The following is a 22,629-nucleotide window of genomic DNA, read 5'->3' as shown; positions in this document are numbered from 1 at the left end:
AGCTGGGCGATCACCGGCACCCGGTTCCCGCCGGCCGAGGCCAGCAGCATCATCGCACGCCGGTAGCGCACCGAGTTGGTGCTGCCACGGCGCACAATCTGCTGCAGCTTCTGCGCCTCCTGGTCGGTCAGTCTGCGCACACGGACAGGCTCAGCCGCCGCACCTCCAGCGGTCTGATCGGATGTCACCGCACATCCAACCGCCACGACCACCAACCCGGCGAACCGACGCGGTCACAGCACTAGCCGTCCACGGAGTATTTGACGGTGCGCGGTCGCGACTCAGGAGCTCCACCGCGCGCCCCCAAGGCGCCCGGCCAGAACGGAGGCGGGGGTGGCCGCGACCATGCGCTGTGTACGGTTGGTCCCGCAGCGCTGTGACGCGGGTCACTGCAGCGCGGTCCGCGCAGAGGACAGGGAGGAGTGTGGAGACTTCACTGCGCGCCCGCGTGCGAGCCGGGGATCCGGATGCGTTCAGGCAGCTCTTCGACGCATACGCTTCGGCGGTCCACCGGCACGCCGTCCGGATGACCGGTAACTGGGCCATGGCCGAGGACGTCGTGTCCCTGACCTTCCTGGAGGCATGGCGGCTACGTGAACGGATGCTCGATGGCGACGACAGCCTGCGCCCGTGGCTGTTAGGGATCGCAACGAACGTCACCCGCAACACCACGCGGGCGGCCCGAAGACATCAGGCCGTGCTCAGCAGAGTTCCACCCCCCGCCCCCGTGCCGGACTTCGCCGACGAGGTGACCCAGCGCCTCGCCGACACCGAGGAACTGGCCGCCGCGCAGAAGGCCTTGAGCACGATGCGCCGCGGGGAGCGCGAGGTGTTCACGCTCTGCGTGTGGGAGGGCCTGGACGCCGCCACGGCGGCCGAGGCCCTGGGCGTGGCCGTCGGCACCGTACGGGCCCGGCTCTCACGCGCGCGAAAACGCCTGCGCAAGCTCACGGAGCTCGAACTCGACGGTCGTATGGGCGGTATCCACGGCGCGGACCGCAACCGCGGCGCGGAAGGCAGCACCGGGCAGGGCGCAGTGCAACGCCCGGCCGCGGTCGGACAGATACCGGACAGCTGCCAGAAGGCGGCTCGGTCCATGCAGGAGAAGAAGCGATGAACACCAACTCGCGACGACGCGGTCAGCCGGACGACTACCAGGATCTGGCCGACTTGCTGCCCGCCCCGGGCCGTCCGGTGCTCTCGCAGGACCGTCACCACGTCCTGAGGGAACGCCTGATGGAGCAGATCACCCCCGAAACCACCCACCAGCAGTCGGCTGCGAGGAGTGCAGCACCGAACTCACCCGAGACTTCACCCGGACACCCCATGCGTCGGCGCCCCGGGCGACGCCTCGTTCTCGTCGCGGCACCGATGGCACTGGTCGCCGTCGTGGGCCTGGGCGTGGTGGTGGTCGACCGGGCGCAGGACGGCACCGGCACCACCGACGTCTCCGCGACCGAACACCGACAGGCCGCGCAGCTGCTGGACCGGATCGCCCTGGTGGCGGCCGACCGCCCGGCGGTCACGGTGGGCGACGACCAGTACATCTACACCAAGTCCCAAGGATCCTCGGCCATATGGGGCGGGCCCACGACGCCCCTGCGGGACGCCAAGGGAGACATCATCGGCCTCAAGACATACAAGGGCGACGTCCAGAGCCAGGAGTGGGCGGCCGTGAACGGCAAGCGGGCAGGTCTCCGGCGCCTCGTCGCGCTGTCCCCGGAAGGCGAACTCGACCCGTCCAAGACGCAGGACATCGAGATGCAGGGCGCCGCATACCTCAGCTTCCGACAGCTTCAGGCTCTCCCCACCGATCCCGACGCGTTGCTGAAGAAGCTGGAAGACGGCAGCGGCGTGGAGGAATCCCGACTGACGGAGACGGTGTTCGAGAACGTCGGAGTCCTCCTCGACCAGGCCACCCTGCTGCCCGACCTCAGTGCCGCGCTCTACCGTGCCGTGGCCAAGCTCCCGGGCGTACACGTCGTGGAGAACGCCAAGGACGGGGCGGGGCGGCCCGGAATCGGACTCACCTACACGAGCTCCAAGAGTTCCACCGCGGGTGCGAACGGCTACTGGGTCTTCGACGAGAAGAGCCTGGCCTACCTCGGAACGACCAAGAGCGCGCTCCTGGAAGCCGGCGTCGCCGACAGGAAGGGCGAGGCACCGGACAGCGCGGCCTGAGTCAGGGACCTGTCGGCTCTGTCCGCAGTTCCGTGATTCCCAGGTCAGCGAGCTGAGCGAGGGATCGTTTCGGCAGAGTATGTCCCGGCATGGCGAGTGAGACGGTCGAGGCTGTGCTGTTTCCCGGAATCGATGTGCGAGTGGAGCGCGTCAGCGACTCCTCCGACGTCCTGGTGGTGGAAGCGGTGTCCACCGCTCGCCCGGGCCGGTGCCCGGACTGCCGGAAACAGGCAAGGCGCATGCGCAGCTCGTATCAACGCGACCTGGATGGAAGGCCGTTGGGCTCTCACCGGGTCATAGTCCGGCTGCGCGTCCACCGATACTTCTGTGACCGGAAGAGCTGTTCCCGCAAGACGTTCGTCGAGCAGGTGCCGGGCCTGTCCGAGCGGCACCGCCGCTCCAGCACCAGGCTGACAGGCTGGCTGCGGTCGATCGCGATCGAGCTCGGCGGACGTCCGGCCGCGCGGTTGTGCCGCCGCCTGCGGCTGGTCGCGGGCCGGACCCGGCTGCTCAGGCTGCTGACGGCACCGATGGTGCCGGACCGCGCGCCGCGGGTGCTGGGGGTGGACGAGTTCGCCTTCCGCAAGGGCTGCACCTATGGCACCGTGCTGGTTGACGTCGAGGCTGGCCGGGTCGTGGACGTGCTGCCCGATCGCACCTCGGAGACATTCGCGGCCTGGCTCAACGCGCATCCCGGCGCCGAGATCATCTGCCGGGACCGGGCCACCGCCTACACCAAGGCAGTCAAGGAAGCCGCCCCTCACGCCCTCGAAGTGGCCGACCGGTGGCACCTGTTGCAGAACCTGTCCGCCGCGGTGGAGAAGACCTGCCACCAGCACCGCCACTGCCTGCGTAAACGCACCGAGGAGGAGACGGTGACCGAGGTGCCGGAACCGCCCCCGATGCTGTCACCGCCCGCGGAACTGCCCCGTACCCAGATCATCGAACGCACCCGCCACCGCTATGAAGACATCCACCACCTGCTGGAGAAACGCTGGACGATCAGCGCTATCGCCCGCCGTCTCAGCCTCGACCGCAAGACCGTGCGCCGCTTCCGCGACACCGCTCTCGATGAGCTGTTCGCCTCCGCCCACGAGCGCCGCCCCAACGGCGTCCTGGAACCGTTCAAGGCATACCTCAACGCCCGCTTCACCGAAGCACAAGGCCAGGTCAGCGGCATCCAGCTGTTCCTGGAGATCCAGGCTCTCGGCTATCGCGGCAGCCGCCAGATCGTCCGCAAACACCTCGCCGCCCTCCGCGCGGGCACCGTCGAACCGGTCCGGGCCGACATCCCCAGCCCCCGCAAGATCACCTCCTGGATCATGCGGCCCCAAGAGACGCTCACCCAGAGCCAGGACGAGCGGCTCCTTCAAGTCCGGCTCGCCTGCCCGGACATCACCCGCGCCTGCGACCTCGCCCGAGCCTTCGCCGATCTGGTCCGTCATCGGTGGGGATACCTGCTGCTGGAATGGATCCGACAGGCCGAGCAGGACGCACCGAAGCCCATGAAGGGCTTCGCCGGCTTCCTCCGCCAGGACCTCGACGCAGTGACCGCCGGCCTGACCCTGCCCTGGAGCTCTGGAGCCGTCGAAGGAAACGTGAACCGGGTGAAGACACTCAAGCGGGCTATGTACGGCCGAGCCTCATTCGAACTCCTTCGAACCCTGATCCTCATCCATCCATCAACTTCACGGAACTGCAGACAGGGCCACTGAAAAACCCTGGTCGGATTCCGTGGAGCTCCAGTTCAGGACGATTGCGGGGTCGGCTGCGGCTCGCCGTCAGCCTTTGGACCGCCGGCGAGAGACCCGAAGTACTCGTCGAGCAATAGGAGCAGCTGATCCACAGCGTGCTGGTCGTCCTCGGGTGACCACGGCTCCGCGGGGCGGCCCTTGGGAAAGGCAAGCTTCAGGACCAAGCCCGTCCAGACCAGGTTCGTCCCGAAACCCAGTTTGGCGGCGAGCCACTCCTGAAACCCGTTCAGGAGGTCTCCTGCTGCGGCGACGTTGTAGCCGTTGAGGAACCCGGTCACCGACCCGAAGGTGACGCGGCCAACGAATATGCCCGGGTGCGTCTTGAAGTCTTCCCAGAAATCCTGGCGGGACTGCACCGGCTTGCGCATGGCACGCCCCGCACGACTCCAGGCAGGGGGAATGTCCGACAGATCGCTGCCGACCCCCCACGTGGAGTACGAGACCACCTCCGGCCCCACGCCAAGCGCGGCGAGGAGCCTGCCCGCGCGCGCGGCCGAGTCGACCGGACCGCCCTTCCGGGTCCAGATGTGCGTTCCCGGAGCGTCCCCTTCGTGATGGGTAGCGACGAAATCCGTGCCCTCCAGCACGAAGAATGCCGCCCGGACCCTGCCGTGTCCGTCCCACGAGGTCTCAAGAGTAAGCCTCAGCCGACGGGCCACCGCGTCCAAGTCCACCGCGAGATAGGCGAACGAGTACATGGGCCAGCCGACGCCTTGGAACATCGAGACTTGCCGGGCCGGATTGGGTCCGCCCGGGGGTTCTGTCGCGGGCTCCCAGCCGTCCTCGGCATCCGGTACGCACATCAGTTCAGTCACAGGGACAGTCAACCAGCACGCGGCGGCCACGATGTGACGGCCGACAGCAGTCTTGCAGCACCCACGACCAGCTGTTCACGGAACTACGGCCAGAGCCCTGAAAACGGCCAGGGCCGCTCTTCGTTCCCCACTCGGTTGCTGTTGGCGACGAGGGTCGGGGCCGCCCGCTCGTGGAGTGTGCGGGCCGTGCCGAGCGGTCAAGGGCGCCATCGGCGGCGCTGCGCGCTGGGCTTCACATGACGCCGCGTCGCATCATTACGGGTGTGCCGCTCAGCCCGTCGGCATTTCGGGCCCCCGGACCTGGCCTTCCGCTGTGAGGTGCGTGGCGAAGAAACTATCGATGCGCCGCCAGGCATCGACGGCGGACTCCGGGTGCGGCTTGATTCCGGCGACACGCATCAGCGGACGCAGCGCGCGCGGTCCGGCTTCGGCGTCGTTGAGGAAGGAGTGCCCGGCCTCCGGATACTCCTCGACGTCGTGGACGATGCCGAGCCGGTCGAGCGAGGCCTCCAGCTTAGGGGCCTCGCCTTTGAGGGTACGGTCACGGGCTCCGTAGCTCGCGACGACGGGGCAGGAACCGGCGAGCGCCTGGTCGAGCTCCCGCGGCAGCCGGCCGTAGTTGACGGAGGCGGCGTCGAACCCTCCACCGCCCGCGGCGAGCAGGGCGAAGGAACCGCCCATGCAGAAGCCGATGACGCCGATCCGCCCGGTGCAGTCGGGATCCTGGGCGAGGCGGGTGCGTGCCGCCTCGATGTCGTGGAAAGCACGGCCCTGCCCGGACAGGGCGGCACGGTAGGTCGGCACCAGGCAGCGTATGGTCCCTCCGTCGGTGAACAGATCCGGCATGAGGACGACGTAGCCAGCCCTCGCCAGCCGACCCGTCTGACGGTGCATCACATCATTGACGCCCAGCGCCTCATGGACCACGACGACACCGGGCCACGGGCCGGGCCCGTCCGGCCGGGTGAGATGGCCGGTGAGGCGGCGGGAGCCGCCGCGGGCGGCGCTGAGCCCGGTGAGATCGACGGTCGTAGTCGTGGTGGGCATGCCGTCCTCCAAGGGTGGGGCCGAGGCAGACACATGAATATCAGGGCGCGCATTACATCGGCGCGATGAAGGGCTGGACGCGCTTGCGGTAATCCTTGGGTCGGACCTCGTTGTAGTACTTGTCCTTGTCCTCGCCCTCCGAGGTGAGCATGTACACCGGGCACTCGTCGGACTTGGCGTCACCCGCGCTCTTGTACAACTCGTCGCCCGTGCGCGCCTCCAGGACCCTCAGACGGTACGAGGTGTTGTACGTCCGTACCTTCATCGGCTTGCCGCCATCGGACTCCATGTCGCACACCTTGCCCGTCGGGGTTGCCTTGGTGCGCTCGACGCACACGATCAGCTCGGCGTCGGCCGGCTTGTCCGCGTAGCCGAGGAACCAGCCCTTGGGGTAGTCGCCGGCGGAGGGCTCGGAGTGCGACCAGCCGTCGCCGGTGGTGCTCATGAGCAACGCCGGGTGCAGGGCCTTCTTCGTCCGGTCGTAGGCGGGCATCCCCGAGTAGCCGAGCCCGTCCGTGCACACCCGCTCGAGATCCAGGGCGGAAGCCGGCACTTCCGGTCCGCCGGTCGCCGAACCCGTCGTCGGCGCCCCGCCGGCGTCACTCCCCGAACTTCCGGTGAGTGACGAGCACCCGCACAGGACTATGCCCAGGAGCCCGGTGGTGACCCACCTTCGGGCCCGTCGCAGGGACGGCGTCGGCGGCTTTGGCTGTGTTGACGGCATTGACGGCATTGATGACCTTCCCATCGAATGAAAAGCAGCAGGCAGGGCACGGTCCCCCCTGGCCGTGCCCTGTCCCCCGGCCCTGCCGGAAGAGAGTCTGCTGTGCGCCGTCGCCGCGGACATCGGGGAAGAGCCCCCATGTAGTTGTGCGACTCCTGTGATTCAGCAGTACTAAACTGTGCGCACTCGAAGGAGTATTCGAGGGAAGATCGACGGTTGCCGACGGGACATCCCGGGAGGGGCGCAGGGGCCTGGAGTGTCGTCATTGTCGTCTCCCGCACTGGTCGGCAGGGAAGCGGATCGGGAGCTTCTGACCACGGCCGTCAAGGCGGCGAGCGAGGGGCAGGGCTCGTCGGTGTTCGTGCTGGGCGAGCCGGGCATCGGCAAGTCACGCCTCGTCGAGGAGGCGGCAGCCGGCGCCGTACGCACCGGGTTGCGGGTGCTGCGCGGGCGCGCCGCGTCCGCCGGGCGCGCGGTGCCGCTACGCCCACTGGCGGAGGCTGTCTTCTCCGGACTGCGCGATGAGAAGGCACCCTCGGACCGGGACCTGGGCCTCTACGAGCCGCTGCTGTCACGGCTGTGCGGACTGACCCCACCGGACGGCGCCCCGCTCGTGGGCTACGCGGAGGCGGTGCTGCGGCTCCTGGACGTCCTCGGACGCTCCGACGGCTGCGGCGGCTGTGTGCTGGTGCTCGAGGACCTGCACGACGCGGATGCCGACACGCTCACGATCGTCGACTACCTCACGGACAATCTCCCCGGTCGGCGGGCCGTCCTGCTGGCCACCCTGCGCGGTGGGCCCGGCCCGGCCCTTGACCTCGCCGAGGCCGCGGCGTCCCGCCGTACGGCCCGCACACTGCGCCTCGCCCGCCTCGGGCCCGCCCACACCGCGGAACTGGCCGCCCGCTGCCTGGGCCACGACGACGCCGGCAAAGTACCGGAGGCCGTACTGGACCGGCTGCACGCCGTCTCCGAGGGTGTCCCCTTCGTCGTGGAGGAACTGCTGCGGGCCATGGTCGACAGCGGCGGCCTCGTCCGGCGGCAGGGTGGCGGCTGGACGGCGACCGGCTCGCTGAACGCGGGTGGCGTACCCGCGACGGTCGCCGCCGCCGTCCTCCAGCGCGTCGACCACCTGGAACCGCCCGGTGTCGCGCTCCTGGAAGCGGCGGCCGTCCTGGGCAGGCGCTTCCCCGTGGACATCGCCGCCCGCGTGGCCGGGCTCGACCGGACGACGGCGCTCCGCGAGCTGCGCCACGCGGCGCGCACCCAGCTGGTCAGCGACGGCACCGCCGCGTCGGAGCCCGGCTGGCACACCTTCCGTCACGCCCTGACCGCCGATGCCATCGCCCACCGGCTGCTGCCCGCGGAGCGTGCGGCGCTCTGTCTCGCCGCCGCCGACGCGATCGAGGCCGCCGACGCGGCCGGGGCGGGCCCGGGAGACGCCGGTCCCACCTGGTCCGGCCGGCCCGGCGGTCTGTTCGCCGGTCTGTGGGGCGGTGACTCGGGCGACGACCTGTACCGCCTGGCCGCGGAGCTGTGCGTTGCCGGCGGGCAGCGGGTGCGGGCGGCCGTGCTGCTCAGCCGGGCAGGCCGGCAGGCGGTCGAACGCGGCGCGCTGCTGACCGCGGTGGAACTCCTCGACCGGGGCCTGAAGTTGACGGCCGATGACGTGGACGCGCCGCCCGAGACCACGGCCAGGCTGCTGGAGGAACTGCTGAGGGCGCTCGTCCTCACGGGCGACGTCCAGCGCGTCCCGGAACTCGCCGACCGGCTGGACCGCGTCCTGACCGCGTGGGGCGCGCCGCCCTCCCGCCGCGCCGCGGGCTTCCTCACGCGGGCCAGGGCCGCGGCCACCGCGCAGCAGTGGGAGGAGGGCCTGACGGCCGTGCGGCGGGCGAGGCAACTGCTCGGCACCGAGCCCGATCCGGCGTCCCACGCGGCCCTGGACGCGGTCGCCGCGCACCTGGTGCTCAACTCACAGCGCCCAGACCGACTGGAGAGCGCCACGGCCCTGGCTGAAAGCGCCGTGATGACTGCGGAAGCCATCGGGCTGCCGGAAGTGAGCTGCAAGGCGCTCAACATGCTCGGGTACTGCGTCCGGCCCCGGAACCTGGCCGAGACGGAGGAGGTGTTCGAACGCCTGGTGACCACGGCCGAGACCCATGCGCTGCCGGTGTGGCGGATCCGCGGCCTGCTGGAACTCGGCGTGCTCGACCGGCTCCGGTTCAGCGGCATCGAGCGGCTGATGGCCGCGCGCAAGGCGGCCGAGGAAACCGGTGCGGCGCTTCTGACGGCCTGGGCCGACATGCACCTGACCTTGGCTCATGTGCTGCGCGACGAGCACGACCTGGCGCTGGAGTCCGCCCGGCGGCTCGGGACGACGGCCCGCAGGCTGCGGCTGCGCGAGGTGGAACTGATCGGCGTCGGAGTGGACGCCATCATCGCCGCGGCACGCGGGGAGCGGGATGAGCTCCAGAGTGCGCTGAACGTCCTGGAAAGGGGACTGGCGGGGCGCAGCGCCGGAGCCGTCTGGGGTTACGGCAGCACCGCCGTGTTCGGGTGGGCACAGGGCATCTGCTCTCTGCTGCGGGAGGAACCCGACCGGGCCGTGGCCGAGTTCGGCGAGGCCGACAAGGTTATGCGGGCACTGCCCAGCACCCGGGGAGTCAGTGGTTTCCGCGGCCCGCATCTGCTGCTGCGTACGGTGCGGGACGAGGCCGGCTGGGCGGAGCTGGACGAGGCCGTCGCGAACCGGCTCGCGGAAGCCCACTGGGACCGGCCCTTCGTGGGCTGGTCCCGGGCCGTGCTGCTCGGACGGGAAGGCCGGGCCGCCGAGGCCGCCAAGGCGGCCGAGGAAGCCCTGACCGCGACCGAGGCCATCCCCATGGCCCGCCACCTGTGTCTGCGTCTGGGCGCTCAGGCGGCGCTCACACACGGCTGGGGGCGGCCTGTCGAGTGGCTGCGCGACGCCGAGCAGTTCTTCCACGACCGGGGCACGACACGGGTGGCGGCCGCCTGCCGCGCCCTGCTGCGGGAGGCCGGCTCTCCCGCTTCCCGTCGCCGCCAGGGCCACGAGGCGATTCCGCGGGAGCTACGGCGGGCGGGGGTGACCGCGCGGGAGTACGAAGTGCTGCGCCTGCTCGGCCGGGGGCTCGCCAACCAGGAGATCGCCGAACATCTCTTCCTTTCGCCCCGCACAGTCGAGAAACACCTGGCGAGTCTCAGGAACCGCACCGGCCGCAGCGGCCGGGCCGCCCTCATCGCCCTGGCCCGCCGGTACGCGGGCACCGCGTAATTGGGGGTTGTCCCCCAATGTCCCGTCGCGGCCTCCCGGACATGCTGAATCCGTTCGCCGGCCGACTCGACCAGCGGCCGGCACGAATTCGGCAACGAGCGCGTTCAATGACAGGAGCAGCATGGCACCGTCAAACCGTAAGGGATTAAGCGAGGCAGCGGCGGCAGCGGCGGTGGGCATGGTGGTTCTGCTGCCGCCAGGCAGGCGCACGCCGCGACGGGGGTAACCGCGGGCTCGGCCTTCATCAACATCAACGCCTACGCGGATACGAGGTGGTCATGATGGTTCCGTCTCCGGCCGGTCCCACGACACGGCACTTCTGTGCGGCCGAGGCGCTGCGAATAACGCCGCGCGTCTAGGGCCTACCCGTTCGCACCAGCCGTGGGCTGAGGCGACACTCGACCGGGCACCGCCACAGGGCAACGAAGGCGGCACCACTCGTCAAACGAGCCGTGCTTGAGCGAAGTCACGAACCGGTTCAGGCCCGTCACGAGGGCGGGCATCGCCCGGGCGCCCGCGCTCCGTGTGGAGTGGCAGGAATCAGGACGCCCGGCATTTGACTGGGCTATGCCGGCGCCGGGCCGGTCGCGAAGGCCCGGGAGAGGTGAAGGGGTCTGCGGATGCGGCCAGGCGGGCGTCGCGGTGTCATGTGACACATGAGGCGAATATGTCGGTTGAGACTGGTGTTTCGACCCGAACGAAGGTGTGACTGACTTTCTGTTCATGTCAATGCGGAACAGATTACGCACAATGATCGCGATCGCCGCTCTCGGCTCCATCCTCGGCGGTTCCACCGTCGCCTATGCCACGGAGTCGCACGCACCCCGCGCCGCCGCGGACGCTCGCACCTACGATTGGGACCCAATCGACAAGGAGTACAAGCTCAACGGGACATACCCGTGCGAGGTTGCCTTCGAGTAAGACTGGAGGAATCCAAGCTGGCCGATCGACCTGGTCAACACCACTCAATGCGATCGGCGAGTGTGGCTGTACGAGAACTTCGACAAGTCCGGCAAGAAACAGTGCATCCCGCCGGGCGCTGCGCGGAAGGTCACGGACAACGACCTCAAGCAGGCGATGGTCCTGCGCATAGGCGCAAAGAAGAAGTGCCCGTAGCGGTCACAGCTGATGGACGGTCCCGAGCTGTTCAAGAGAGCGGCTCGGGACCGCATCGCGCAAGCGCACCGTATAGGTCATCACGCGGAACGTGGCCGGATCGAGAAACAAAGCCGCCCACTCCCCAGATCGACCACTCCTGCGGAACACTCCATGAACCGTGGCAAAACAGACCCGATCCGCCCGGGACCCCACCTCGGGGCCATGGATCCACCGGGTCGCTGCCTCATGTGTCGTACCAACCATCAGAATGTCGCGCGGTTCCCGCTCCCCCCACTGGGCAGCCCACTCCAACACGGCTTCCCTGGCCCGCATCAGCAACTGGTTGTCCATGTGCCCGACGGTACAGGCCGCATGGCTCTGCGCAACCAACCCGTCGTCAGATCAGCAAGTCCTCCTATCGCTGGCCATCTCTGTGGTGCTGGGCACCGGATGCGGGCCGAGGTAGCAGGGCCGCACCTTGTCCGCGATCTTTCCCTTGACGGAGAAACGGTGATGCCGCGCAGCACGAAGGATGCGTTCGGTGCGCTCTCTCAGGCGTTGGCGAACCACGCCTGCTTCCGTGGTCTGGCCGTTCCCCACCACCAGTGACTGCTCTTTCAGACTCAGCAGGCGGTAGTTCATGTAGCGCCGCACCCGCTCCCGGACACCGATGTCCGGCTCCAGCAGGAACCACGGCTTACTGATCGTTTCAGAATGAGTTGAGCTGCGGGTCTTGTGCTCGACGATCTTGGTCGGCAAGGTGTCCGAGGTGCGTGCTGATCTTGTTCCTGACGACCTGTGGGAGCGGGTGGCCCCCCTGCTGCCGCCCACTCCCGAACGGCGTCGTTGCCACCCCGGGCGGCTACGCGTTCCCGACCGAGTGGCACTCGCCGGCGTCATGTACGTGCTGCGGACCGGTGTCGCGTGGCGCGATGTACCTGCCGAGACGGTGGGCTGCTCCGGAGTGACGGCCTGGCGTCGGCTGCGGGATTGGACCGAGGCCGGCGTCTGGCCTCGTCTGCACGCGGCCCTGCTTGCCGAGCTCCGCCGCGTTGGCCTGCTGGACCTGGACGACTGCTCTGTGGACGGGTCGCACGTCCGGGCTCTCAAGGGGGGATCACGTCGGCCCCTCGCCCGTCGACCGCGCCCGTTCCGGTTCCAAGCACCACCTGATCGTCGACCGCCACGGAACCCCGCTCGCCGTCACGCTGACCGGCGGGAACCGGCACGATGTCACCCAGCTCCTGCCGCTGCTGGATGCCGTCCCGTCGAGCCGGGGACTCCGGGGACGTCCTCGCCGCAGGCCCCGGCGCCTGTATGCGGACCGGGGCTACGACTTCGACAAGTACCGCCGCCTGCTGTGGAAGCGAGGCATCAAGCCGATGATCGCCCGACGCGGCGTCGCCCACGGCTCCGGACTGGGCAAAGTGCGCTGGGTGGTCGAGCGCGCCTTCGCCTGGCTGCACCAGTTCAAGCGACTCCGCACCCGCTACGAACGACGCGCCGATCTCCACCAGGGCCTGCTCGAACTGGCCTGCAGCCTCATATGCCTGCGCCGCCTACGAACCTCATCCTGAAGCGATCAGTTGGCTACGCTGAACCATCCCGGCTGCACCTCGCTCAGAAGCGGTTGCAGCGACTGCACTGCGGACCGTATGTCCTGATCCGTGAGGTCAAGAGGCTCCGGCAGGCTCAACCCATACCCGCGCAGCCGCCAGAGGTCGAAGATCTCGCTCCCGTCGGCCGCGAAGTCCACATCGACCTCAGTGCCGTTGTCGCTCACGAAGCGACACCCTGCCCCATGAACCTTGTAGGAGTAGGTGCCGATGTGATCACTCCGGCTGATCCGGCGCGAACGGGCCAGGCCGACGACGTCCGCCAGTCGCTCAAGCGAGGGGATTGCCACCTTCATGGCCTCATCAATCGCGTTCAGAGCATGGACGTAACCGAGCACGAGGTCTCGCGCAGCCCCAAACCGTTCCATACGGCGTCATCCCCCCTGAGCCCGTGACTGAAGGGATTGTTCCACGGGGCCGCCAGCGTCTCCGCAGGACGGCATTCTGAAACGATCAGTTAGTGGCGATGTCCAGAGCACTGCGGGCTACCGTATGCGAGGCCATCAGGCCGCCAGGAGAGGTGAACAGTAGGCCCAGGCTGTCGAGATGGTCCATGACGGCCATAGTCGGCGATATGGCCGCCAGATGCGCGTCGTGCACCGGACGCGCTCCCCACTCGCCCGCCAAGTCGTCATCCTGCAGCAGCTCAAGCGCTGCCGGGGAGTCCGGCAACGCCCGGCCGTGGTGCCGGGCATAAGTGTTGTCGAACTCCTCGCGAAGCAGTTGCAGGGAGCCGCTCAGCACATGCCACGCATCCGTCGTCACAGCATCGAAGGTAAGCCGCAAACCGGCCACCTGCTCGCGAATTGCCAGCACGCACACGGCAGAAGCCGACGACTGCGGGACATCGCCCTCCGCGCCGACTTGTATCCAGAGCAGGTCCGGGCCTCCTCCTGCCGGGCCCGGTCGAAGGACGTCGGCTCGGATACGACATGCGTGTCTATCGTCCGCGCAGCTAATTGCGGCAGCCCTCGGGGCGGCAGCCCACCGCCAGGGCGCGGGTGGGTGGTCATGCTCGCGCTGGAGAACCCCAGCATCGTCGGTCCCGCCAACGGCGGGACGCTGATGGCGCTCTTTGAAATTCCAGAAATCCCCCCGCTGGCGCCCACCGCGGGCATCCTGGCCCACCAACCCCAGCGTCTGGCTGAGAGCAAGCACCGCGCATCATCGCTCCGTGCACAGGATCGCGCTACCGATCCTCCCCGGCCTATCCGGCGAGCGCTCACCCGCAGGTACGCCCGGCTCGTTCGGCCTCAGCGGCCCCGGCCCCGGCCCCGGCCCCGAGAAACAGCGGCTCATCCCCTGTGTACTCCGAGTGGTCTGCCCGACGCACCTTCGGCCTGGCCAGTTCCTTGACCAGGTTTACAAGCTCGGTGGGTTCGAAGGGCTTCGGCAGGAAGCCATCGACACCGACATCGCAACCGGTCTCGGTCTCGTACCGTGTCATGGCGCCGACGAAGGCGATGGGGAGCTCACGGGTGCGGGGGTCGGCCCGCAGCCGGGCAGCCGTCCGCAGCCCGTCCAGCCGGGGCATGACGACATCGAGGAGCACGAGATCTGGCTGTACCGTATTGACGATCTCCAAGCACTCCAGGCCGTCTACGGCGGTCACGACCTCGAACCCCTCCAACTCGAGGTTGACCCTGATCAGTTGCCGGATGACCTTGTTGTCGTCCACAACAAGCACCTTCACCGGCGTGCCTGGCGCACCGCGGGAGCCTGCCCGCGCGGTCCCGCGAGCATCCAGCTCTTCGCCCGTCCCCTGCGATGGGTTCGCTTCTGTCGTCGCGCTGACCGGTGGCGAGTCGGGATCCGTCTCCGCAGGTTCGTTCATCCAGCCGAGAAGCGCCGCACGCCGCCGGTCGAGGTCGGCCCTGTCGACCGTTACGGCGGCCTCGGCCCACTGCAGGGTGTGGCCGGTCGCCGCGTCCAACTCGTCGGAGCCGCCCTGCTGGAACTGGTTGCTCATGCGCTTGCCTCCCTTCGCAGCGCGGTGCGTGCCTCGTGCCGGTCGTCGACGAACGGCCTGAGCTCTTCTTGGAGTCTTCGGCGGGCCTCTGCCACGTGCTTTCGGACGCCTGACGGCGCGATCTCAAGGAGTCGGGCGATTATCGGCGGGGGGTACTCCTCCAGGAAATACAGCACAGCGACGCGTCTGCGTGCCGGCGGAAGACTGTTGATCACGCGTATGCAGTGATCAGTCGCAAGCCGCAACAGGGTCAGATCTGCCGGGCCGAGCACAGCACGGTGGTAACGCTCGGCCAGCTCGGGCTGGAGCCTGCTGAGATTCTCGGCCCGGCGGATGCCGTCGATCCACATGTTCCTGCACGTCCGGCGTAACCACGCCCGCTGCGCGTCTGGATCACGTGACCCCACTGTGGCCCAGGCCTCGGCGGCCGCCTCGAAGGCACGGCTGACCAGGTCACCCGCCTCGCCGGCATTGTTGGTGATCACGGTGGTGTACCGGAGAAGCCCCTCGGCTTCCCGGTCCCACAAGGCCGCAACCCGGTCTGCGGTCTCTTCCGTGATGCGCGGCCGTGTCACCCGCTTTCCTCGTTCCGCTCCGCCGGTGACGGGCTGCCGATCTGAACGCTCATGCCCGGTCCGCCCCTGCCCTCCTCCTGCACAACCACCGTGCCCGAGGGCGCATGACGCATCAGCGCCAGCAGCGTTGCTCTGCGCTGCCGTTCAGCCATGGCCGATTCAACCGCCGCCACAGCAGCAATTAGACACAACGCAACCCAGGCACCGGGCTGCACGGACAGCGGCCACAGCCAGCCCAGCCACCCCATCCAACTTCCCCAAGCGACCTTCACACCACCAGATCGAACGAAAAGGCCAAAGTGCTGCCCCTCCACGCAAAGATCTTTTCCGTGCTTGGCCGTCGGGCGACGACACACGGGGCTGATCCGAGCCCTCGCGGACAGCGAGCAAACCGCCACCGTCGGTAGACGACGAGCACCGCCACCGCCAAGCAACATCCCAGTCAGACACCGTAAGGAGCGCGCCATGAGGAAGTACTCCACCTACTTGGTGCGGCCGACACCCTGAGGCATGGCATGCTGCGTAGCGGTCGCTGCGCTCGCAGGTTGCAGTCACAGTGAGTGGTGTGCATCGTGAAGTTGCTGATCACGGGTCTGGTGTGAGTGTCGGGAGAGCTACTCGTGCTGGTCGTCGACCGGTGTCCACGGTGGAAGCCGCATGCGGCCGGATCATGACGTGCACCGACCTGGGCACATTCCACACCTGGCTCACCCGGGACCTGACGGCCAGCTCAGCCGATGAGGTGTTCACGGAGGGGGTGCCTGACGGACAGGGCCTCGCGACTACGCTGGGGGCATGACAAGCGAAGGCGCTCAAATTAGCAACGGGTGGGTGAGGAAAGCAGGTTGGGGTGCTCTGGCACTGTTCCTGATCGCCTTCGCGGGTTTCGAGAGCGTCAAGTACGGCCTTCCGACGACAAGTGCCGCGCTGGTGTTCTTCGCTCTGCCCGAACTGGCCCGGCTGGCGGGGGTCCGTCCACCAGGTCTCCTCTACCAGTCGGTGCATCGCGTATGGATCCCGCTGGTGGTACTGGTCGGCTACTCCCTCGGGCCGGTCGTATGGCCACCACTTTTCACTGCGGGCCTCGGCTGGCTCACGCGGGTCGCCATCGACAGAACGCTCGGCAAGCGACTTTCCGCCGGATCCTGATCCGACGTGACGACTCCCGGGAAATGCCGGCCGCCCACTGAGCAGGGCGCATCGTGAATTCGCAGGTCACGGGTTTGGTGTGAGTGACGACTCGGGTACTCATGCTGGTCAGTGGCCGATGGCCATGGTGTAGAACATTGGGCGGTCCGGTTCCGGCGGGATGCCGGGATCGGCTGCGCCCGTGACCGCCTCCCGCCTACGACCCCTCAGCAGTCGGCACGCTACGAGACCGTGGGAGGTTGGGGGGATGCGAGAGCGGCAGTGGATCACCGCTCGCCGGAGCGAACTGAATGCCCTCGCCGAGCAGTTGACCAAGCAGCTTCAGGAAGTCCAGGTCGAGCGGGACGAGCTGACGATCGCGGAGCGGGTGTTGAACCGGTTGGCCGAGCAGGTCCAAGCCAACACCGAGGCTGTCGCTCCGGTAGCGGCGCAGGTGGCCTGGGCGGGCGGTCCTGCTCATCCCGCACCGCAGCGACGCGGCCGACGAGAGCGCGCTGCCCGGCGACTACCGCAAGATCCTGGCGATCGTGCGGGAGGCCGGCGGTCCGGTGCAGGTCAGGGCAGTCGGCGAGCGGCTGCGCCTGGACGCCTCGATGCGCGGCAAGCTAGAACCACTGCGGGGGAAGATGACCAAGCTCGCCGACCGCGGCTGGCTGCACAAGCGGCCCGATGGGCGGTTCACCGCACGTCCATGACATCGCGGATGGGCCGTAACTCACGGTCCCCCGGCGGCAGTTGAGTTTGGTGCGAAGAAAAGCAACGGTCTCACCGAGGGCCCTGACGGCCTTGTCTACACCGCCCGCCTGCCCCTGTCGAGCGCCACCCTCAACTACCTCGCCGGCCTGATACGCGGCCATCTCAAGAAGATCGGCTCGCGGTGGCGGGCCCTGCCCTCGGGAAAGATCGCGGGGATCGTACTGACGGTCCTGCGCTGTGACCAGCGGCCCGGCGATCTGGCCGGCGGGAACAGGGTGCACCGCACCACCGTCACCCGCTGGGTGCGGGAAGTCGTCGGCCTTCTGGCTGCCCGCGCCCCGCGTCTGGACCACGCGCTGAGGAAGATCGCCCGAAAGGGTGGCGGAGTGGTGCTGCTGGACGGCTCCCTGATACGCACCCGCCGTCGCACCGGGACCGAGAACCGGAAGAACTATTCGGGCAAGCACAAATGCCACGGCCTGCTCATGATCGCTCTCACCGACGACCGCGGCCGACTGGTATGTGTCTCCGCGGTGCGGCCCGGACGGTGCTCGGAGATCACCGCCTGCAGCCACGACAAACTCACCGCTCACTTGCGGGCGGCCGGTCTCGGCGCCATCGCTGACCTGGGGTTCGTCGAACTCGATGATGCCGGTTCGGACGCCGAAACCCAGCGGTGATCACAGGCTACAAGGCCGCCCGCAACCGGCCCCTGACCCGTGGTCAGAAGTTGTCCAACAAGGCAGTGGCCGCAGTGCGGGCCCCGGTCGAGCACGGCTTCGCCCACCTCAAGAACCGGCGCGTCCTCGGCAAGGTCCGCACGGATCCGATGTGGGCGACCGCGCTGGTGCGGGCCTGCTGGTGCTGACGAACGGGAAGTCGCCCGCTGACGGATGATCTTGTCGGTGGGCTACCGACTCGGACCTGCCCGGGCCTCCAGACACCTACGCACACCAGGCCGTCTGACGTGCAGCTTTCACGATGCACCCTGCTCACTCGGCAGTGCCTTCCGGTGGATGATGGCAGCCACTCAGCCGGACCATGCCCCGGACGACCGCCATATCCTCATCACCTGGGCACTGCGAGTGTTCATCGCGATCGCAACCATCCACACCCGGCACCCATGGGCAGGTCAACCATACGAAGGGCTCACCACATCCCGCAGAACAACGTAGGGAGCCTTTTCAGCCTTGCCGCTCAAGGGTGAGGACTGCTGCCGCTACTGACGACATTCGATTCGGGCTGCACCGTGCCCTGCGGAAGATCCGCCACGACTTCAGTCGTGCAACTCCGCGCTCGACTGGTGCCCGTGCTGCGGACCGCGCGCGGTTGACGGTTTGCTGGGTTGGTGTGAGCTCCCGGCCCGGAGGGCGTCTGAGCGGCGCCGTCACCCAGGGGCCGGCTCCCATGTAGGCGCGGTCGGCAAGGACGGGGACGCCTTGGCGTTCGCAGATCCGGATGATCCGATGGGTGCGGGCTGCGGTCAGATCGTGTGCACGGCCGGGCAGGACGGGCGAGATCCACAACAGTCGACCGGACGGTTCGGTCACCACCTGCACGTTCACCCCATGTCGGCGGTGCTTGTGTGAGAAGTCGGACCGGCTGTCGCCGACCCGGTCGCATTCCGCGAGAGTGCCGTCCAGCAGGACGTAGTCGGGGTCGGCCTCACGCAGGGCGCGCAGGAGTCCGGGCGCGCGCGGTCGGCTAGGAGGGTGACGACGGCTGCCGTGTAGGCGTGGGCGGTGCCGACGTAGATGCGAAAGCCGGCTGCGAGCTGGGCGAAAGTGTCGTGCCGACGCAGGTACACCAGGCCGACTAGCGCACGCTGGTGCGGTGGGAGCTTGCAGCGGCGGTCACCCTCACGGGTGACGATGAGCATGGTGACCCACTCGACCAGGGCGTGAGGCAGGTCGAGTGCGGCAGGATAAGCAACCAACAGGGCTCCTGCGCCGATGAGTTGAGACGTCGAACACCTCCCTCAACGGCACGGGAGCCTTGTGCGTTGCGGACGCCTACGTCATCACCCGATCAGTGGCCAGGCTGAAAGGGCTCAGTCTTTAACGCCTGCCCGACCGCGCATGTTCCACTCCACCCTCGCCAAGGTCATCTGGATCCTCGTACCGATCGTGACCGTCGGCCTCGCCGCAGCCGTCCCCTTAGTCGTCGCCGCGGTGAAGGGCGTCGTCAGGCCCTGGCTGGCCATCGCGTATGTCGTTCTGGAGCTCGCCATCTTCGGCGGGTCGCTGGCCCTCGATCCAAAAGCCGACAGTGGCAATCCGCTCCCGGGGTTCCTGATCGTCGTGCTGGTCATTGCTGCGGCGACACACACGGCACTGCTCGACAACGAGAAGATCACCATCGGCAAATAGAACAGACGGAAGCGTCCGCCTGCCTGTGTCGAGCAGGCGGGCAAGCCACCTGAACGCGGCGCCCATCTCCGCCCTCAGGTGCCATACGAGTGCCAACACCCCTGGAAACCCTCAGGTCAGAACTAGCACACCGCATCTCTTATGCGGTTGGAGCCATCGCCTCGGAGCCACCTTTCAGGACTTGACGTGCTTCCAGCTGGCCACCGCGCCCGCGCCGAGCAGCGCACTGATGACGAGGTCGCCAATCACGGACGGACCGTCAGCGCCCTTCGCGGCACTCATCACCCCACCGATGGCGAGGCAGGTGAGCAGGACAGCAAGCAGCAACCAGAAGACCTTCATCGCGCCCCCAAGCCGTACGAGATGAGGGCGACACGGTACGGCCAGGGTGATCGCTTCGTCACCGGCCACAGGGGCACAACACAGACACATCGCCTACACGTTGCCATCATCCGGCGCACGATGCCCATCTCGACACGCACGACCTTGGGGGGACCATGCGCCACACCGCCGCCATCACCGCTGCCCTGCTGCTCGCCGCACTCACGGCCGGCTGCTCCAGCGACTCCCACGGGCCGACCGTCTCCAAGGCCACCGACACGCCGGCACCCGTGAGTAGTTCGCCGAGCTCCAGCCCCTCGCCCAGCGAGGAGACGTACAAGCTCGGCGACAGCATCAACATCAGCAACGCCGGTATCGACTTCACGGTGACCGCGCTCTCGTTCAAGGACGAGGGCATCTCCAGCCTGCCGGGCCTGCTGTCGGCTGGGGAGAAGTGGGCCGTGGTCGAGGTGAAGGTGTGCAACACCGGCAGCCAGGTGTTCTCGGTGTCGCCGTTCCCGTGGTCGCTGGCCTACGAGGACGGGGCGCGGGTGCAGGCGACGGGCGTCAGCGGGGCGGAGCTGCCGGCGCCGGAGTATCCGGTGGATGCGAAGGCGCCGGGCGGGGACTGCGTGCGAGGGAACATTCCGTTCGAGGTGCCGAAGTCGGGTCGGGCGGAGCGGGTGTTGTACGGGCCGGAGGATTTGGAGGAGCCGGTGGAGTGGACCGTGCCGAAGGCATAGCAGAAAGCCCTCAGCTGCGACCGTGACGGGCCGACTGGGGGCCTTTCGTGTGCCCGCGCGCGCCGCCTACGCTCCCGCCCATGGCTGACTTCCTGCAGGTATCCACAGCAACCCCGACCCGCGGCCAGGCCGTCGACCTCGCCCGCTCCGTCGTCGCCGAACGGCTCGCCGCCGGCTGCCCAGATCGTCGGCCCCGTCACTTCCGCGTTCTGGCACGACGGAGAGTTCGGCACCGGCGAGGAATGGCAGCTGCTGCTGAAGACCACCCGGGCCCGCTACCCGGAGCTGGAGGCGCACCTGTTGAAGCACCACCCGTGGCAGAACCCCGAGGTGGCGGCCGTGGCGATCGAGGCCGGGTCGAAGGGCTGCCTCGACTGGATCGCCGCGAACACCACCCCCGCCCAGTAGCTCAGGCGCGGGCCCAGTCGAGGACGTCGGCGACCGCGGCACCGCCTGGTGCTCGCCAAGCCGCCGCAGCATCGGCGCCAGCCGCTCACGCGGACGTACCGACGCCTCCCCCGAGGACAGGTCGAGCGCGCGGCCCGTAACGCTGGCGGCCTGCTCGACCTCCCCTGACTCACCGCAGTTCGATCGCCCTTGCCGACGTCCAGGCCGAGGAAGACGGTGTCACATTCCCGGGGCAGCGACACCGGCCTGCGATTTGTCGGGCTCCGGCTCTTGCGGTGGTTCGGTGAGCTGCTCGCGCAGGTAGTTCCAGATCACCGCGATCAGAGCAGTGACCGGCACGGCGAGAAGACTGCCCACGATGCCGGCCAGACTGCCGCCCAACGTCACCGCCAGCAGAATCACCGCCCCGTGCAGGCCGAGCCCACGGCTCTGGATCATGGGCTGGAACACGTTGCCCTCAAGTTGCTGTACCACCAGGATGATCGCCAGCACGATCAGCGCGTCCGTCGGACCGTTCGACACCAACGCGATGAGACACGCGACGAAACCGGCGAACACCGCACCCACGATCGGCACGAACGCAGAGACGAAGGTCAGCACCGTCAGTGGGAGCACCAGCGGTACGTCCAGGATCCACAGGCCAAGGCCGATGAAGACAGCGTCGAGCATGCCGACGAGCGCCTGGGAGCGCATGAACGCGCCCAAGGTGTCCCAGGCACGCTCGGCCAGGACCGGAACGTCGTGGGCGAGTCGGCCGGGCAACTGGCGGGTGAGCCACGGCAGGAATCGCGGGCCGTCCTTGAGGAAGAAGAACATCAGGAAGACCGCCAGGATGGCCGTGACCAAGCCGCTGAGCGTGGTGGCCACTCCCGTTGCGACGGTATTGACCAAGCTGCCGACGCTGCTCTGGACTCGGGCGGCCGCGGTGTCCAGGGCAGTCGTGATCTGGTCGTCGCCGATGTTCAGCGGTGGCCCCGCGGCCCACTCACGCATCCTCTGGATGCCTTCGACCACGCCGTCGGTCAATTCGCCGGACTGGGATGCCACCGGAACCGCGATCAGCGCCACGATGCCGAGGATGGCCAGGAGAAACAGCAGGGTCACCAGCAACGCTGCGAGCGCTGAAGGCCACCCACGCCGGCGCAGCGCACGGGCCAGCGGCCAGGTCAGTGTGGTGAGGAACAGAGCAATGATCACCGGCCACACGACCGACCACATTCGTCCCAGACCCCACAGAGCCACCGCGACCGTTACGAACACCAACAACAACTCGACCGATACACGCGCGGACGAGGCAAGCGCGGCGCGGGCTCTCCCGGAACTCAACATGTCAGGCATGCGCTCACACTATTGGCACGCCAGTCACGCTTGGCCGCCGGTCAGGGACGACTTGGCGCTCCTTGCGGCTCGTGGAGTGGTCTGCTCATGAGAGCCTGTGTCTGATCCCCTGATCTGGATCTCTGGACAGGTCTAGCCTGGTGGCGTGTCCGGGGTCGTCGGACTGCCGTTTCAGCGTTGTTGTCCGGTCTGTGACTCTCCGTTGGAACCGGGGGCCGCGCCGAGGGCGGTGTACTGCTCGGCGGCGTGTCGTGCCAGGCAGTGGCGGCGTGCACGGCGGATTCGTCGTCGGGCCGCGGCCGAGCGGGGCGGTGCGGGACAGCGGGTCTGCCCGGTCTGCGAGACCGTGTGGGTGGCCGGGGTGGACCACCGCAGCAACGCGGTGTACTGCTCGGCGAAGTGCCGCGGGAGGGCCGCGTACGTACGGAGGAAAGCGTTCGCCAAAGCGCGGAATTCACGCTTGAGCGAACGGCCCAACTGACCGCTTCGGGGCTCATTCGGTCAGTTCCGGTTGGTGCTGGTGTTCGATCT

27 protein-coding genes and 2 pseudogenes are annotated in these 22,629 nt (G+C 68.3%); 14 read left to right on the top strand and 15 right to left on the bottom strand.

The features are described from left to right. A pseudogene (locus ACIRD7_RS37850) lies at nucleotides 1-188 on the bottom strand (hypothetical protein); the annotation flags it as partial. A gap of 236 nt (nucleotides 189-424) precedes the next feature. Between ACIRD7_RS37850 and ACIRD7_RS37845 the strand changes: the two are divergent. From ACIRD7_RS37845 to ACIRD7_RS37835, 3 genes are all read left to right on the top strand, one after another. Then, the gene (locus ACIRD7_RS37845; protein ID WP_403460476.1) at nucleotides 425-1,117 is read left to right on the top strand and encodes an RNA polymerase sigma factor; all 693 of its coding nucleotides are present in this window, start codon (nucleotides 425-427) and stop codon (nucleotides 1,115-1,117) included. Beyond that, the gene (locus ACIRD7_RS37840; RefSeq protein ID WP_403460474.1) at nucleotides 1,114-2,181 is read left to right on the top strand and encodes a CU044_5270 family protein; all 1,068 of its coding nucleotides are present in this window, start codon (nucleotides 1,114-1,116) and stop codon (nucleotides 2,179-2,181) included. The genes ACIRD7_RS37845 and ACIRD7_RS37840 overlap by 4 nt, the downstream gene beginning before the upstream one ends. A gap of 89 nt (nucleotides 2,182-2,270) precedes the next feature. Then, entirely contained in the window at nucleotides 2,271-3,896 is a 1,626-nt protein-coding gene (locus ACIRD7_RS37835; protein ID WP_403460473.1) for an ISL3 family transposase, read from the top strand. A 32-nt stretch (nucleotides 3,897-3,928) separates the two neighbouring features. On the opposite strand, the gene ACIRD7_RS37830 is transcribed toward ACIRD7_RS37835, so the two are convergent. The 3 genes from ACIRD7_RS37830 to ACIRD7_RS37820 form a co-directional block, all read right to left on the bottom strand. Continuing rightward, nucleotides 3,929-4,750: a hypothetical protein gene (locus ACIRD7_RS37830; protein WP_403460471.1), complete on the bottom strand. Its 822-nt coding sequence runs from the start codon at nucleotides 4,748-4,750 to the stop codon at nucleotides 3,929-3,931. Between the two features lie 270 nt (nucleotides 4,751-5,020). Continuing rightward, a complete protein-coding gene (locus tag ACIRD7_RS37825) occupies nucleotides 5,021-5,797 on the bottom strand; it encodes a dienelactone hydrolase family protein (RefSeq protein ID WP_403460469.1) in 777 nt (258 codons plus the stop codon). Nucleotides 5,798-5,849: 52 nt separating this feature from the next. Further along, on the bottom strand, nucleotides 5,850-6,350 hold the full coding sequence (locus ACIRD7_RS37820; protein WP_403460467.1) for a hypothetical protein: 501 nt from the start codon (nucleotides 6,348-6,350) through the stop codon (nucleotides 5,850-5,852). Nucleotides 6,351-6,786: 436 nt separating this feature from the next. Here ACIRD7_RS37820 and ACIRD7_RS37815 point away from each other — a divergent pair, with 436 nt between their 5' ends. From ACIRD7_RS37815 to ACIRD7_RS37805, 3 genes are all read left to right on the top strand, one after another. Beyond that, a complete protein-coding gene (locus tag ACIRD7_RS37815) occupies nucleotides 6,787-9,816 on the top strand; it encodes an AAA family ATPase (RefSeq protein WP_403460464.1) in 3,030 nt (1,009 codons plus the stop codon). A 750-nt stretch (nucleotides 9,817-10,566) separates the two neighbouring features. Then, nucleotides 10,567-10,737: a hypothetical protein gene (locus ACIRD7_RS37810; protein WP_403460462.1), complete on the top strand. Its 171-nt coding sequence runs from the start codon at nucleotides 10,567-10,569 to the stop codon at nucleotides 10,735-10,737. A gap of 60 nt (nucleotides 10,738-10,797) precedes the next feature. Then, on the top strand, nucleotides 10,798-10,932 hold the full coding sequence (locus ACIRD7_RS37805) for a hypothetical protein (protein ID WP_403460460.1): 135 nt from the start codon (nucleotides 10,798-10,800) through the stop codon (nucleotides 10,930-10,932). 3 nt (nucleotides 10,933-10,935) lie between these two features. On the opposite strand, the gene ACIRD7_RS37800 is transcribed toward ACIRD7_RS37805, so the two are convergent. Together ACIRD7_RS37800 and ACIRD7_RS37795 are read right to left on the bottom strand one after the other, a co-directional pair. Further along, nucleotides 10,936-11,265 (bottom strand): hypothetical protein, encoded by a 330-nt coding sequence (locus ACIRD7_RS37800; protein ID WP_403460458.1) that lies wholly within the window; start codon nucleotides 11,263-11,265, stop codon nucleotides 10,936-10,938. A 51-nt stretch (nucleotides 11,266-11,316) separates the two neighbouring features. Then, nucleotides 11,317-11,673: a hypothetical protein gene (locus tag ACIRD7_RS37795; RefSeq protein ID WP_403460456.1), complete on the bottom strand. Its 357-nt coding sequence runs from the start codon at nucleotides 11,671-11,673 to the stop codon at nucleotides 11,317-11,319. 10 nt (nucleotides 11,674-11,683) lie between these two features. Here ACIRD7_RS37795 and ACIRD7_RS37790 point away from each other — a divergent pair. Next, a protein-coding gene (locus tag ACIRD7_RS37790; RefSeq protein ID WP_403460455.1) for an IS5 family transposase occupies nucleotides 11,684-12,491 on the top strand; the annotation gives its coding sequence in 2 pieces (ribosomal slippage) (nucleotides 11,684-12,039 and nucleotides 12,038-12,491; 810 coding nt in all). A 5-nt stretch (nucleotides 12,492-12,496) separates the two neighbouring features. On the opposite strand, the gene ACIRD7_RS37785 is transcribed toward ACIRD7_RS37790, so the two are convergent. The 5 genes from ACIRD7_RS37785 to ACIRD7_RS37765 all read right to left on the bottom strand — a co-directional run bounded on the left by ACIRD7_RS37785 (nucleotide 12,497) and on the right by ACIRD7_RS37765 (nucleotide 15,388). Next, nucleotides 12,497-12,898, bottom strand: coding sequence for a DUF6896 domain-containing protein (locus ACIRD7_RS37785; protein ID WP_403460453.1), 402 nt, complete (start codon nucleotides 12,896-12,898; stop codon nucleotides 12,497-12,499). 85 nt (nucleotides 12,899-12,983) lie between these two features. After that, on the bottom strand, nucleotides 12,984-13,352 hold the full coding sequence (locus ACIRD7_RS37780; protein WP_403460452.1) for a hypothetical protein: 369 nt from the start codon (nucleotides 13,350-13,352) through the stop codon (nucleotides 12,984-12,986). Nucleotides 13,353-13,752: 400 nt separating this feature from the next. Further along, entirely contained in the window at nucleotides 13,753-14,217 is a 465-nt protein-coding gene (locus tag ACIRD7_RS37775) for a PleD family two-component system response regulator (protein ID WP_403460498.1), read from the bottom strand. A gap of 278 nt (nucleotides 14,218-14,495) precedes the next feature. Further along, nucleotides 14,496-15,074, bottom strand: a complete 579-nt coding sequence (locus ACIRD7_RS37770; RefSeq protein WP_403460450.1) for an RNA polymerase sigma factor — start codon at nucleotides 15,072-15,074, stop codon at nucleotides 14,496-14,498. Further along, nucleotides 15,071-15,388: a hypothetical protein gene (locus ACIRD7_RS37765; RefSeq protein ID WP_403460448.1), complete on the bottom strand. Its 318-nt coding sequence runs from the start codon at nucleotides 15,386-15,388 to the stop codon at nucleotides 15,071-15,073. Before ACIRD7_RS37765 ends, ACIRD7_RS37770 begins: the two co-directional genes overlap by 4 nt. Nucleotides 15,389-15,869: 481 nt before the next feature. Here ACIRD7_RS37765 and ACIRD7_RS37760 point away from each other — a divergent pair, with 481 nt between their 5' ends. The 4 genes from ACIRD7_RS37760 to ACIRD7_RS37745 all read left to right on the top strand — a co-directional run bounded on the left by ACIRD7_RS37760 (nucleotide 15,870) and on the right by ACIRD7_RS37745 (nucleotide 17,787). Then, nucleotides 15,870-16,223 (top strand): DUF4260 domain-containing protein, encoded by a 354-nt coding sequence (locus tag ACIRD7_RS37760; RefSeq protein ID WP_403460446.1) that lies wholly within the window; start codon nucleotides 15,870-15,872, stop codon nucleotides 16,221-16,223. A gap of 527 nt (nucleotides 16,224-16,750) precedes the next feature. Continuing rightward, nucleotides 16,751-16,918, top strand: coding sequence for a hypothetical protein (locus tag ACIRD7_RS37755; protein ID WP_403460445.1), 168 nt, complete (start codon nucleotides 16,751-16,753; stop codon nucleotides 16,916-16,918). Nucleotides 16,919-17,194: 276 nt separating this feature from the next. Next, nucleotides 17,195-17,599 carry a transposase family protein gene (locus ACIRD7_RS37750; protein ID WP_403460444.1) on the top strand — a complete coding sequence of 135 codons (405 nt, stop codon included), beginning with the start codon at nucleotides 17,195-17,197 and terminating at the stop codon, nucleotides 17,597-17,599. A 50-nt stretch (nucleotides 17,600-17,649) separates the two neighbouring features. After that, complete coding sequence (locus ACIRD7_RS37745; RefSeq protein ID WP_403460442.1) at nucleotides 17,650-17,787, top strand: hypothetical protein; 138 nt, start codon at nucleotides 17,650-17,652, stop codon at nucleotides 17,785-17,787. A 316-nt stretch (nucleotides 17,788-18,103) separates the two neighbouring features. Here the strand turns inward: ACIRD7_RS37745 and ACIRD7_RS37740 are convergent. After that, a pseudogene (locus tag ACIRD7_RS37740) lies at nucleotides 18,104-18,855 on the bottom strand (transposase family protein). Between the two features lie 142 nt (nucleotides 18,856-18,997). On the opposite strand from ACIRD7_RS37740, the gene ACIRD7_RS37735 reads away from it, so the two are divergent. Next, complete coding sequence (locus tag ACIRD7_RS37735) at nucleotides 18,998-19,288, top strand: hypothetical protein (protein ID WP_403460440.1); 291 nt, start codon at nucleotides 18,998-19,000, stop codon at nucleotides 19,286-19,288. Between the two features lie 174 nt (nucleotides 19,289-19,462). Here ACIRD7_RS37735 and ACIRD7_RS37730 read toward each other — a convergent pair whose 3' ends face one another. Further along, complete coding sequence (locus tag ACIRD7_RS37730) at nucleotides 19,463-19,630, bottom strand: hypothetical protein (protein WP_403460439.1); 168 nt, start codon at nucleotides 19,628-19,630, stop codon at nucleotides 19,463-19,465. Between the two features lie 155 nt (nucleotides 19,631-19,785). Between ACIRD7_RS37730 and ACIRD7_RS37725 the strand changes: the two genes are divergently transcribed. Together ACIRD7_RS37725 and cutA are read left to right on the top strand one after the other, a co-directional pair. Further along, nucleotides 19,786-20,352: a DUF4352 domain-containing protein gene (locus tag ACIRD7_RS37725; RefSeq protein WP_403460438.1), complete on the top strand. Its 567-nt coding sequence runs from the start codon at nucleotides 19,786-19,788 to the stop codon at nucleotides 20,350-20,352. Between the two features lie 84 nt (nucleotides 20,353-20,436). Continuing rightward, entirely contained in the window at nucleotides 20,437-20,760 is a 324-nt protein-coding gene (cutA, locus tag ACIRD7_RS37720) for a divalent-cation tolerance protein CutA (protein WP_403460496.1), read from the top strand. 219 nt (nucleotides 20,761-20,979) lie between these two features. Here the strand turns inward: cutA and ACIRD7_RS37715 are convergent, their stop codons facing one another. Both ACIRD7_RS37715 and ACIRD7_RS37710 read right to left on the bottom strand, forming a co-directional pair. Beyond that, a complete protein-coding gene (locus tag ACIRD7_RS37715; RefSeq protein WP_403460436.1) occupies nucleotides 20,980-22,098 on the bottom strand; it encodes an AI-2E family transporter in 1,119 nt (372 codons plus the stop codon). Nucleotides 22,099-22,269: 171 nt separating this feature from the next. Next, on the bottom strand, nucleotides 22,270-22,542 hold the full coding sequence (locus tag ACIRD7_RS37710; protein ID WP_403460434.1) for a hypothetical protein: 273 nt from the start codon (nucleotides 22,540-22,542) through the stop codon (nucleotides 22,270-22,272). Nucleotides 22,543-22,629: the final 87 nt, after the last annotated feature.

This window comes from Streptomyces sp. NPDC093568, from assembly GCF_044764945.1.
Lineage (GTDB): Bacteria > Actinomycetota > Actinomycetes > Streptomycetales > Streptomycetaceae > Streptomyces.
This window is presented reverse-complemented; position numbering and strand designations above follow the sequence as displayed.